This window comes from Limnothrix sp. PR1529 (assembly GCF_002742025.1).
Classification (GTDB): domain Bacteria; phylum Cyanobacteriota; class Cyanobacteriia; order CACIAM-69d; family CACIAM-69d; genus CACIAM-69d.
This window is the reverse complement of the sequence record NZ_LIRO01000012.1, coordinates 63902-76037: the sequence shown is the minus strand read 5'-3', so window position 1 is coordinate 76037 and position 12136 is coordinate 63902. Positions and strand designations below refer to the sequence as shown.

Below are 12136 nucleotides of genomic sequence, written 5' to 3'. Positions count from 1 at the left end.
CGATCGTCATCGATCAGAATCAGGCGCAAATGGCCAGTAACTGCCAACAGATGAGCTATATATGAATGAGCGGATCGAATATCCTAAAATTCGTCGTAGCTGACAGCATAATTGCTACCATTGCAAACCCGCACTGGTATTCTGACCGCAAAGGCAAAATCGGTGTTTAGGCCCTCAAAGTCTGAGTCATCGGTTAGGGGATGTCTGAAAAGCCAAAACGGCTATCTTGTGGGTCTCATCGATCGACGACAAAGGGCTTAGGCCCCCTGCCCCGAAGGCAGCTTTTGCGTTGCCAGCGCCCCAAGTTACGTCTCAGACATTCTCCTAGGGGTGCAACAGGATATTCGTAACTGTCTTCAGTTTCAGGTTCAACTGCTAATCATCGCGTGATTCGCACGGTTCTATGACTTCGCAGCCGACTAGTATTGGTGTTTCAACTGTGGCTGGAACCACTGAAACGGTTCTTCATATCCCTGAGCGCCTCTCTGTTCTGGAAGCCGTTGATTTTAAGGACACCTGCAAAATGCTCTGTGAATCGGAATCGCTTCCGGTTCAAATCACTCTGGACTTCAGCCGCACCGCTTTTGTGGATAGCAGCGGTATCGGTGCATTGGTCAGCAGCTATAAGCTGGCCCATGCGACGGGTGTGAGCTTTGTGCTGCGGGATGTGCAGCCGCCAGTGATGGCTGTGCTGTCCATGACGGGTTTGGATGCGATGTTGCCGATCGAACGGGCCACCGCCCCCATGAGTGCCAAGTCTGCATCAGAAGAGGTGTTGCCACCGGCCACTCACCCCTCGGTGCGATCGTGGGTGAAGCGCACCCTCGATATTGCAGGTTCGCTGGTGGGGCTGACCATTTTGGGCGTTTTGTTTGTTCCCCTCGCGATCGCGATTCGTCTTGACAGCCCCGGCCCCATTCTCTTTAGCCAGTCCCGTTGTGGTTGGATGGGTAAGCGGTTTCGGCTTTGGAAATTTCGCTCCATGGTTTCTGATGCAGAAGCCCGGCGCAAGGAAGTTAAAAACCAAGCTGAGGGTGCGTTCTTCAAGAATGACAACGATCCCCGCATTACTCGCATTGGTCGTTTTTTACGCCGCACCAGCCTGGACGAGCTACCCCAATTCTGGAATGTGTTGCGGGGAGATATGAGCCTGGTGGGTACTCGGCCGCCCACGCCTGATGAGGTGGAGCGCTATGAGGTTCCCCAATGGCAGCGGTTAGATGTGCGTCCTGGAATGACCGGTGAGTGGCAGGTTAATGGGCGATCGACGGTGAAAAAATTTGAAGATGTGATTCGCCTAGACCTGAAATATCAGGAAAACTGGAGCTTGAAGCACGACTTAAAACTCATTCTCAAAACCGTCGCACTTCTGTTTTCCCGCAGCAGCGGCGCAATGTAGTTAGGCGAGTCACATGGGCGCGCGTCCTCAAGGTTCGATCAAATCAAACCGCTTTAAATCTCTGCGCGGCCGCCTTGCCTGGTTGCGAGATTGCTTGCGGCCCCGTCGCTGGCAGCAATGGTGGACTCAAGGGTTGGGGCCCCGTCTGCACCATTGGTGGGACTACCAAACGGATAACCGCTGGATGCCCACCAGCCATCAATCGCACCTGCACCTCACAACGGATCTTCAGGAACTGCCTTCGTTGTTGCAGTGGTTTGATGTCATTTTGAAGCAGGCTATTCCTGAATCGCTGCCGCCGCAATTTCTGTGGGAGTGCCAGTTGATTTTGACGGAAGGATTTACGAATGCGGCTCGCCATGCGCACCATCACCGCCCCCCACACACCCCGATCGTGGTTGAGGTGGGCCGTTGCGGACGTTGTTTAAATATTCAAATTTGGGACTACGGCGATCCCTTTGATTGGGATGCAAAGTTGGCTTTACTGAAACAAGAAAAACGCAATCCTTTGGAGAAGGAATCGGGGCGAGGATTGATGTTTATGGAGCAATTGTCGCGGCGAGTGCGTTACCGTCGCTATGGAAAGCGCAATTGCCTGATGGTTCAAAAATCGTTCCCCAGTTAGCTTTCCGGTCTGCTTGTTTGATTCAGGAGTTAAGAACTTTGGGTTAACGGGCGGCCGCGCCAAGTCCATCCCCAACCGGTTTCGACTTTGATGATTGAGGCGATCGCGATCGCGAAAACCAAAACGCCACCCACGCCCATCAGCCACCAGTAGCGCAGAGATTGGTCCGTTTGTTGGGCGATCGCCCAGCGCATCCAGCAGACCGCGATCGTGGTGGCGAGTGCTAGCCCACAGGACGCAAACCCAAGGGGAGAGGGGCCGTCAATTAGTAGCCCGATCGCCCCGACTAACAACCCCAGCCAGGGCATGGCAAACACTTCAAATAGCCCCGCTGCTGAGATCAGGGTTTTGGGGATGTTGTTTTGGTTGGCAATGTGCCAATGCTTAGTCCAACCTTCCCACAGGGCCGCAAAGTTCTGATACATCCGCACACGCATTAACCCCAACCCCAGGGCGAAATGCAGCGATCGCCCACTTTGGCAAATCTGGCGAGCGAGGGCCAGGTCTTCGGTTAATTCATGGCCCACGGCGGCGTGGCCACCGATGGCGGCATAGCTCGATCGCCGGAAGAACATGAAGGGCCCCGCTGCAAAGGCCGTGGGCGATTTGGGATCGTTCAAGGTGCGGAAGTCAAAGGCAATGGCCATGGCGCTGGCCACAATGGGCTGCACCAACCATTCTGAGAGGCAGCCACAAACCAACAGGGGGGCACAACTGAGCAGGTCGATTTGTTGGCGATCGGCCAGGGTCAAGGCGGCCCCGATCGCCCCAGGAGCCAACCGCACATCGGCATCAATAAACAGCAGATAATCTACGGTTTCCCCGATCGCCTCTGTCACTTGGACACAGGCCCAGTTTTTGCCTAACCACAATTGCTCCGTGGGGCGCGGGGGCACTCGCAGCACCCGCAACCGGGCATCGGTGGGCATCAAGGCTGCGGCCAGGGCCAGGGTGCGATCGTTGGATTGGTCATCGGCAACCCACACTTGTAATTCCACATTGTCCGGCAGCTCACTGGCCAAGACCGATCGCACGCAATCAACGATGTTCACTTCTTCGTTGTAGGCGGGGATCACCACCGCGATCGATCGAGCCGGAATCTCCGCGAGCGTCACCGGCTCCAGCCGCGATGCACCGGCCAAGGACTGGCACGATCGCACCCAAAAGATCCCAATTCCTAACCCAGACAGGGCCAAGAGTCCATCCAGAATCAGCCAACCCACCATAGTCTCGTCACCCGTCTTGCCACTGCTGCTGTGCCTGGTATGGATTCGTACCCAATCAATGCACTCATCCTAAATGACAAGCGATCGGGTAGGGATAACCTGCCCGATCGCTCCTGAAATGACTCTGAAACAACCCTAAAACGCAGTGAATTTCAGCGACTGAGCTTCACCCGAGTTTTAGCGCCAGGTTTCACACCCAAGTTTGAGTTACTTCGTTTCCGAGAACTCCGCATCGATGACATCATCGCCATCGCCACCGGTCGAACTATCCCCAGTGGGTGCATCCGGAGCGGCCGCATCCGGGGCCCCTTGCTGATACACCGACGACCCGATCGTATACAGCGCCTGTTGCAGGGCCTCCACCTGGGTCTTGATGGCCGGGTAATCTTCCTTCTGCAACGCATCCTTCAGGCTGGCGATCGCGGCCTCGGCCGTGGCCTTTTGGTCGTCGGAGATCTTATCTTCCAGTTCCTTCAGTTGCTTCTCAGCCTGGTAAACCAGCGAGTCGCCTTGGTTCTTCAGGTCGATTTGTTCGCGGCGCTCCTTGTCGGCGGCGGCGTTGCGTTCCGCATCCTGCACCATCCGATCCACATCGTCCTTCGGCAATGTCGAAGCACCCGTAATGCTGATTGACTGTTCCTTGCCCGTGCCCTTGTCCTTAGCGGTCACGTTCAGGATGCCGTTCGCGTCGATGTCGAAGGTCACCTCAATTTGCGGCACACCCCGGGGCGCAGCCGGAATCCCATCCAAACGGAAGGTTCCCAAGCTCTTGTTATCGTTGGCGAACTCCCGCTCCCCTTGCAGAATGTGAATTTCCACATTGGTTTGGCCGTCGGCCGCCGTCGAGAACACCTCGGACTTCTTGGTGGGGATCGTGGTGTTGCGAGGGATGATCTTGGTCATCACGCCGCCCAGGGTTTCCACACCCAACGACAGCGGAGTCACATCCAACAGCAGGATGTCCTTAACTTCACCGGACAGCACGCCGCCTTGAATCGCAGCGCCCACGGCCACCACTTCATCGGGGTTGACGCTTTGGTTGGGTTCCTTGTCCAGAACGCGACGCACCAGGTCTTTGATGGCCGGGATCCGGGTTGAACCGCCCACCAACACCACTTCGTCAATGTCAGTCTTGGTCAGCTTGGCATCGCGCAGGGAGTTCTCAACGGGGATCCGGCAGCGATCGATCAGGTCAGCGCACAGCTCTTCAAACTTGGCCCGAGTCAGGGTCAAGTCCAAGTGCTTGGGCCCGTCCTGGGTTGCCGTAATGAAGGGCAGGTTAATTTCGGCTTGGGTAACGCTCGACAGCTCAATCTTGGCCTTCTCGGCGGCTTCCGTCAGCCGTTGCAGAGCTTGCTTGTCCTTGCGCAGGTCAATGCCTTCGCTGGCTTGGAACGTGTCGGCCAGGAAATCCACAATCTGCTTGTCGAAGTCATCGCCGCCCAGGTGGGTATCCCCCGAGGTGGCCAACACTTCAAACACGCCATCGCCCACTTCCAGCACCGATACGTCAAACGTACCGCCGCCCAAGTCGAAAACCAAAATCGTTTCGTTTTCTTTTTTATCAAGACCGTAAGCCAACGATGCGGCAGTCGGTTCGTTGATAATCCGCAGCACTTCTACGCCTGCGATTTTGCCTGCGTCTTTGGTGGCTTGGCGTTGGGAGTCGTTAAAGTATGCGGGAACCGTAATGACCGCTTGGGTAACGGGTTCACCGATATATTTGCTGGCATCTTCGATCAGCTTGCGCAGCACTTGGGCGGAAATTTGTTCCGGAGCGTATTTTTCACCCTTGGCCGTGCAGTTGATGCGGACGTTTCCACCAACGTTGTCTACGTTGTAGGCCACTTCGGTGGCTTCGTGGGTGATTTCTTCAAAGCGACGACCAATGAAGCGCTTGACCGAGTAGAAGGTGTTCTCGGGGTTCATCACCGCTTGGCGCTTGGCAATTTGACCAACGAGTTTGTCGCCGTTTTTTGCGTAGGCCACGACTGAAGGGGTTGTTCTGAAACCTTCGGCGTTGGCGATGACGGTGGGTTTGCCGCCTTCCATTACGGCAACGCAAGAGTTGGTGGTTCCGAGGTCAATTCCGACGACTTTGGCCATAGGGGTATTGCTGCTTTTGAGGCGATTGGGAAAATTTGGCTGTATTTCTTGCTTTCTATAGTGGTTCGTGGGGGCGAGATGATGAAGGGGTATTTACCGAACCGGCTTGATGGCGGTTTTAGGCGTTGGGGGCATGGTTGAAGCAAGGTTGGGCCCTGGCGATCGCCCCTTGGGAAACCGCCAGGGATACCTACGAGAGCTGGTGATCTGGTTTTGATTCACAGCAAATTTGGAATGAATTTGGGGTGCATTGGGATCAATTTGGGGATCGATGGGATCGATCTCAATCACTCGTAAATTGATCAAATTGAGCTAGTTAAATTGAGCACCCCAAGCGCGATCGACTGCCTGGGGTGCTCATGGGGATGCTAAGCCTCGGATCCTGTGGAAGCGGATCGAAACAGCTTCCCAATCCCTTGGATTAAGCTGCTGCGGGGCATGAATCGACCGGCGTTCACCAAAATTTGATTGGCCAAGCCGCCCGTAACGCAATTGGGCTTCCCTTGGGTGATCGCCTGGAGTGCCTCTTGAACAACGGCCTCGGGAGTGGCGATATCGTTGGGCATCTTCAGGCTGCCGGGGAACTCGGCCACCGCAGCAAAGTTGGTTGCGGTGGGGCCCGGGCAAAGGGCCATCACCCGCACGCCCCGGCCTTGGCACTCAACCCACAGGCCCTCGCTGAAGCTGAGGACGAAGGCCTTGGTGGCGGCATAGAGCGAGAGGTAGGGAATGGGCTGAAAGGCAGCGGTGGAGGCAACATTGATGATTTGTCCTTGGCCCCGATCGAGCATGGGTTGCAAGACGTGGTGTGTTAGCTCCGTCAGGGCCACCACGTTCAGGTTCAACATGGCCCGCTGCTTGGCCAAGTCCCGAGTGGCGAATTCCCCAAAGTCTCCGAAGCCAGCATTGTTAATTAACCAGTCGATCGGCTGACCAAGGGCTTTGACTTGGGCGGCCAACTGGTCGGCCGCGCCCGGCTCACTGAGGTCAAGCGGCAGGGCGATCGCCTGGATCCCAAATTGGGTAGTTAGGGACTGGGCTAACGGTTGGAGTTTTTCGGTCGATCGAGCCGTCAAAATCACACTCACACCACGGGCGGCCAGGGCTTGGGCAAAGGCTGCACCAATGCCACTAGAAGCGCCGGTAATTAGGGCTGTTGCCATGGAATAGTCTCTCAACTTGGGGCAATCAAGAAGGTTCAATCGTGAAGGAAAGCTTAGGATCGATACTGTGCCAATTGCGCCAATGGCACTGCTGGACAGGTTCCCAGGTAAATGCCGGTTTGGAAACCGTGCCATTCTGGACAACAGACCCCCATGAAGCAGCCGATAGTAATCGGGCATGGGTGGCGGGGCTAATCAGCGGTCAGATGTAGCCTGATACAGATGCCTGAACGAATGCCTGAACATTAGTACCTGACCCTATTTTGGGTTGAATTTTGGGTTGAAACAGGTATCAACCCGATTGAGAAAGGAGAAGGAGTGGATCATGGCTCGATCGATCAAACAACCTCAAGCAGTTCAGCAACCTCCCCTGTTGGGTCAACGTGCCATTCGCTGGATTGGCCGAGTCGGCAGCGTGGCCCTGGGAAGTAGCTTGGCGATTGCCTTGGCCGCCGGTCAGGCCCTGGCCCTAGATAAGTTAGTGTTGCGGTTACCGGGCCTGGGTGATGTGGATATCACCATGGCAGAGCTGAAAACCTTTGCGGAAACGGGGCAAGCCAGCGGCGACTTTGGGCAACTGCTGAGCGATCCCAACGTGGCCAAGCAAGTGAGCCGGGCTGATTTGCAACGGATTTTGAAAAGCCCCTTCCAAGTGGGCAGCGCGGCGGCTCGCACGGCTCCGTCCGTGTTGAAGAGCTGTCCCGGTGAGTTGGTGATCGGCTCCATTAGCCAGGTGCTTTATGCCGACAACGCCCAGGGCAATGCTCAGCCCCTGACCGCCGCGATCGAGAAGGTGTTGTCCCGCGCTTCGGCAGCACCTGTCACGGCCTTGGATGTGTTGATGCAGCTTGAACCGAAAACCATGACGGTGGATGCGGGGGAAGCACTCAAAATCTATACCCGCGTTAAAACCAAGGTGCAACCGATTATCAGCAAGGTGGGTGGCCTGACCGTGCGGGAACTGACCAGCATGGATTCGGCCAAGCTGAACCAACTGCTCTCAGAAGCCGGGGTGACCAGCAGCGACATCAGCAAGATTCAAGGGGCAATTCAGGCCTTTGGCACGATCGACCCGGGTTCTGACCTGGATAAACTGTTGCGCCAAGTGAATGTTGGTTCACTGCTGCAAAAGGCGGCGGCTGGGGACTTTTCGGCGCTGCTGTCGGAATTGGGATCGATCGACGTAAGCCAAATCGATCTGAAACCTTATGAAGGGCGCGTTAGTGGGTTCATGGCAGCCATGATGGAAGTCCTCGGGTTGCCGGTGAATCGGGGTGCAGCCTGTCGGGCGGTGATGTAAGACCCCTGAGGTTCTTGACGATTTCCCCTGACCCGGGCCGCCACACCGAGGCAGCAACCAGTCTGATTGAATTTGATCGCAAACTGACTTGCAAACAAACACCATTGCAAACTTGATTGCCATCAACCATCAATGCAGACTGGTTGCGACTCCCTGAAGTCTCTGATGCTGAAGCGTTGGCCGAAACGGTGCAAAAGTACTGTCACTCGGCCACGAGTCCCCATCCCACGAGTCCCCATCCAAGGACGGTACTGCTGATGGTTATGTCTGTAGGTTCTCTCTTGTCGGATTCCGGGCCGGGGTGTGCGATCGCCCCTGCTAGCCCGCTGGGTGCTGCCCCGGCAAAATCCCTTTCTTGCCTGTTGCGTCGCGGGCGTTGGGCCCTGCTGGGGGCTGGAGCGGCGTTGTTGTCGCTGGCTCCCATGGCCCAGGCGGCGGATCAGGTTCAAATTCGCTATGGACCGATCGGGGTCAGTGCCACCCTGAAGGATCTGCAAGCCTTTGCGGCTGATAAACCGGTTTCCGATAGCTTTAATAGTTTGCTGGGTCAAATCGAATCCTATGGCAAAGTACCGCGCGATCGCCTGCGGGGCTATCTGAACACCTCGATCGACCTGAAAGTTTTGGGCATTGATCCCGCCGACGCAGTGAAACTGTCCTATGGTTTCGTGGGTGAGCGGTTGCTGAAGCGGGTGAGCGAAGTCATTTACCCCCCCTACGATCGGGGTAACTTCTACGCCCTGCGCGGGGCCCTAGTCACGGCGCTCATGGATGATGGCAAAATTTCGGTTTTGGAAGTGCTAGAAGACTACGGCCCCAGCGTCGTGCGCCTGGATGCGGCCGGAGCCATGGGCATGGCCAACGAAATTCGTGACGCGATCGGGCAATTCTTACCCGGTAAGTAATCTTACTCAGTCAGTAATCTTACCCGGTCAGCAAAAGCCAGTGAGCGGGCGGACGGTGGCCGAAGTCTCGGTCAAGATTCTTTCAAAATTCGAGTCTTCCGCAATTTCCGAGTTGCCGCCCCTTGCCAAACTGGGCTGTTCAACAGCTAGTCTAAACAACGCAATCAACGCAATCATTGGGATGCTCAGGACATTGGTTGGGATGGCGACATTGCCCCAAGGCCAAGGCCCACGACAAAACCCCCAGCGGTTGCGTTGTTTTAGCGCGTTTTTTTAGATTGTTCAACCATGCGCTTTGACCTTGTCACCCTGTTTCCAGACTTTTTTGAATCCCCCCTGCGATCGGGCTTGGTGGGCAAAGCGCTGCAAAAACAAATTGCCGAAGTCTTTGTCACCAATCCCCGGGACTTCGCCACGGACAAACATCGGAAAGTGGACGATGAACCCTACGGTGGCGGTGTGGGCATGGTGATGAAGCCGGAGCCGATCGCGGCGGCCCTCGACTCTTTGCCGCAACTGCCTCGTCGGGAAGTGATTTACTTCACGCCCCAAGGGCAACCCATGACCCAATCCCTGTTTAAGGCCCTATCCGCCAATTGCGATCAACTGGTGTTGCTCTGTGGGCATTACGAAGGGGTGGATGAGCGGGTAATGAGCCTGGTCGATCGGGAAGTGTCCTTGGGGGATTTTGTGCTGACCTGCGGCGAAATTCCGGCCCTCACCCTCCTCAATGGGGTGTTGCGTCTTCAGCCGGGTACGGTGGGCAAGGAAGAATCCTTGAAGGCCGAAAGCTTTGAGGAACCGCTGCTGGATTATCCGCACTACACCCGGCCGCCGGAGTTTCGGGGGCTAACCGTGCCAGCGGTTTTGATGTCTGGGAATCACGGGGCGATCGAGCAATGGCGGCGCGAAGAACAAATTTTGCGCACCCGTGAGCGTCGTCCAGATTTGGATCGCCCCCCCATCCCCTTGCCGATCCATCCCCCTTGCATGGGGCCCGATCAGTGGACTCAAGTGCAATGGGTGATTCAGCGCCTAGAAACCCACCAAATTCGCTACCAAGTGACGGGGGGCCTGGCGGGAAATCTCTATGGCTCCGCTTGGCCCCTGCATGATTTGGATATTGATGTGGCGATCGCTGATTTTGATCGGGCCTATGCCTGCTTTCAAGATTGGGCGATCGCCCCGCCCGATCGCTACATTGACGCGGAATTTGACCTCTTATTATTGCGGCTCAATGTGAATGGGTTGTTGGTTGATCTTTGTGCCGACGAAGCCGCCTACGCCATTCGAGGGCAAAAACGCTTGCCCCTGAATACTGATCTCAAAACCGCCCATCGCACCCGCTACTTTGGCCAATCCCTATGGGTGCAGTCGCTCCATCATCTGATTGCCTACAAGGAACGACTGGGGCGATCGGCCGATCTGGCTGAGCTGCGGCAACTGTTGCGCTAGGGCCGCTAATCATCCGGCTCCTGTAAATGCTCCAAGACCTGTTGATAGAGCACCAGGATGTGGCTGTCTTTGAGTCGGTAATAGACATGGCGGCCCTGTTTGCGGTAAGCCACCAAGCGCTGGCTGCGCAAGGCCCGCAACTGATGAGACACGGCCGATTCACTCATGCCAACGGCTTCGGCCAAGTCGCAAACACAGAGTTCTTGATGAACCAGGGCTGACAAAATCCGCAGGCGGTTTGGGTCACCCAACAGGGCAAACACCTCCGCCATCCGCTGGGCCATGTTGGTGGAAAGCACCCGATCGCCCAAGGCATTCTCCACCAAGGGAGCCGGTGTTGTTGATCCATCGGGCGATCGCTTGTCGATCGCCAAACGGGTTGAGGGACTTATCGTGGATAGCTCTATGCAGGAGTGATCGGCAGCCATACCCAGAATCCTTGTCAGTACTACGTTGCATTAACTGCTCGATGCCAAGCCCAGACCCCGTGCGGGAGTTATGGTGCTCTTAATTCTCTAGTACTACTCACTTGCGATCAAAACCAATCACAAGCAGGGGACTGCGTTTCGTTTTTCGGGAACAGAGAACGAAAAATGATTGGCTTGTGTGAGGCGATAGGAGAAAACAATCCCTGAGCGAGGCTTCGAGAAGCGATCCCTATGGTTTCAAGATCCTTCCCACACCATATCGTGTCGCTTTCGGAGATGGATGAGCCTAGCAAGCCGGGATCACACCAGCCCAGCTCAGCTCCGTGGAAAATGAGAAGAGACTGGCCCCGAAGCGCAAAGCGCTGGAATCTTAGGAATTAGGGTCGGTTGACGGTGGTTGATTGCAAATCTTGCGATCCCACCTTGTGGTGCTGTTAGCGCTTTCTGATAACATCTTATAAAAAGTTAACGATTAGTAACGAGTCCCTCATGAGCATTCTTGTCGTTGGCGGAACCGGCACCCTCGGCAGGCAAATCGTGCGTCGCGCCCTGGATGAGGGACACACGGTGCGGTGCCTGGTTCGCAGTTACAGCCGTGCTTCGTTCCTGCGGGAGTGGGGAGCAGAGCTGGTGGGCGGCGACATTTGCGATGCGGAGACGATCGCCCCGTCCTTTGCCGGTGGTGAAATTACCGCTGTGATTGACGCGGCCACGGCTCGGGCAACAGATTCCCTGGGGGTGCGCGATGTGGATTGGCGCGGCAAGGTCAATCTGATTCAAGCGGCTAAGGAATCGGGAGTCGATCGCTACATTTTTCTCTCCATTTTGAATGCGAATCAGTTCCCTAAAGTGCCGCTGATGGAAGTCAAGCGCTGCACGGAGGAGTACCTGAAGCAATTGGAGATGAATTACACAATCCTGCGGCCCTGTGGCTTTCTGCAAGGGCTAATCGGTCAGTATGCGATCCCGATTTTGGAAAATCAATCGGTGTGGGTGCCCGATCGGGGATCGCCCGTGGCCTACATGGACACCCAAGATATTGCGAAGTTTGCGGTGCGGGCCCTGACGGCCACGGAAACGGAGCGCCAAGCCTTCCCGGTGGTGGGGCCCAAGGCCTGGACTCCGGCGGAAATTATCGCCCTCTGCGAAAAACTGTCCGATCGCCAAGCCAAAATCACCAGCCCGCCCACAGGTCTGTTGAATTTGGTGCGCAGTGCGGCCCGCTGGTTCAAGTGGAGCTTGAATGTGGCCGATCGCCTGGCCTTTGCGGATGTGTTTTCTTCGGGCCAACCGCTGACGGCGGAGATGGCGGAAACCTATCGCGCGTTTGGCATTGATCCGGCGGAGATTAGCACCCTGGAAGCCTACCTGGAAGAATATTTTGGGCGAATTCTGAAGAAATTGAAGCAAATTGACTACGAACAGTCGATCGCGGCCAAGGAAAGTAAGCGTAAAAAAACCTTGCGGTTTTAAGGCGATCACAGTGGCATCCGGCTGGGGCGCGATAGGATGAGTTTCGCCTGATTCGG

General features: G+C 56.0%; 9 protein-coding genes and 1 pseudogene. 6 read left to right on the top strand and 4 right to left on the bottom strand.

What is annotated here, in order from left to right:
* Positions 1-403 precede the first annotated feature (403 nt).
* Together AMR42_RS02920 and AMR42_RS02915 are read left to right on the top strand one after the other, a co-directional pair.
* On the top strand, positions 404-1399 hold the full coding sequence (locus tag AMR42_RS02920) for a sugar transferase (RefSeq protein ID WP_099531977.1): 996 nt from the start codon (positions 404-406) through the stop codon (positions 1397-1399).
* Positions 1400-1412: 13 nt separating this feature from the next.
* Positions 1413-2024 carry an ATP-binding protein gene (locus AMR42_RS02915; protein WP_099531976.1) on the top strand — a complete coding sequence of 204 codons (612 nt, stop codon included), beginning with the start codon at positions 1413-1415 and terminating at the stop codon, positions 2022-2024.
* 29 nt (positions 2025-2053) lie between these two features.
* Here the strand turns inward: AMR42_RS02915 and AMR42_RS02910 are convergent, their stop codons facing one another.
* The 3 genes from AMR42_RS02910 to AMR42_RS02895 all read right to left on the bottom strand — a co-directional run bounded on the left by AMR42_RS02910 (position 2054) and on the right by AMR42_RS02895 (position 6519).
* A complete protein-coding gene (locus AMR42_RS02910; RefSeq protein WP_099531975.1) occupies positions 2054-3250 on the bottom strand; it encodes a glycosyltransferase family 2 protein in 1197 nt (398 codons plus the stop codon).
* A 207-nt stretch (positions 3251-3457) separates the two neighbouring features.
* Positions 3458-5356 (bottom strand): molecular chaperone DnaK, encoded by a 1899-nt coding sequence (gene dnaK / locus AMR42_RS02905; RefSeq protein WP_099531974.1) that lies wholly within the window; start codon positions 5354-5356, stop codon positions 3458-3460.
* A 368-nt stretch (positions 5357-5724) separates the two neighbouring features.
* Positions 5725-6519: an SDR family oxidoreductase gene (locus tag AMR42_RS02895; protein WP_099531972.1), complete on the bottom strand. Its 795-nt coding sequence runs from the start codon at positions 6517-6519 to the stop codon at positions 5725-5727.
* Positions 6520-6844: 325 nt separating this feature from the next.
* Here AMR42_RS02895 and AMR42_RS02890 point away from each other — a divergent pair, with 325 nt between their 5' ends.
* The 3 genes and pseudogenes from AMR42_RS02890 to trmD all read left to right on the top strand — a co-directional run.
* Positions 6845-7819 carry an alpha/beta hydrolase gene (locus AMR42_RS02890; protein WP_099531971.1) on the top strand — a complete coding sequence of 325 codons (975 nt, stop codon included), beginning with the start codon at positions 6845-6847 and terminating at the stop codon, positions 7817-7819.
* Between the two features lie 257 nt (positions 7820-8076).
* On the top strand, positions 8077-8724 hold the full coding sequence (locus tag AMR42_RS02885) for an alpha/beta hydrolase (RefSeq protein WP_099531970.1): 648 nt from the start codon (positions 8077-8079) through the stop codon (positions 8722-8724).
* A 288-nt stretch (positions 8725-9012) separates the two neighbouring features.
* A pseudogene (gene trmD, locus AMR42_RS21020) lies at positions 9013-9675 on the top strand (tRNA (guanosine(37)-N1)-methyltransferase TrmD); the annotation flags it as partial.
* Positions 9676-10184: 509 nt separating this feature from the next.
* Here the strand turns inward: trmD and AMR42_RS02875 are convergent.
* On the bottom strand, positions 10185-10607 hold the full coding sequence (locus AMR42_RS02875) for a helix-turn-helix transcriptional regulator (protein WP_099531968.1): 423 nt from the start codon (positions 10605-10607) through the stop codon (positions 10185-10187).
* Between the two features lie 489 nt (positions 10608-11096).
* Here AMR42_RS02875 and AMR42_RS02870 point away from each other — a divergent pair, with 489 nt between their 5' ends.
* Complete coding sequence (locus AMR42_RS02870) at positions 11097-12080, top strand: NAD(P)H-binding protein (protein ID WP_099531967.1); 984 nt, start codon at positions 11097-11099, stop codon at positions 12078-12080.
* The last annotated feature ends 56 nt before the right edge of the window (positions 12081-12136 follow it).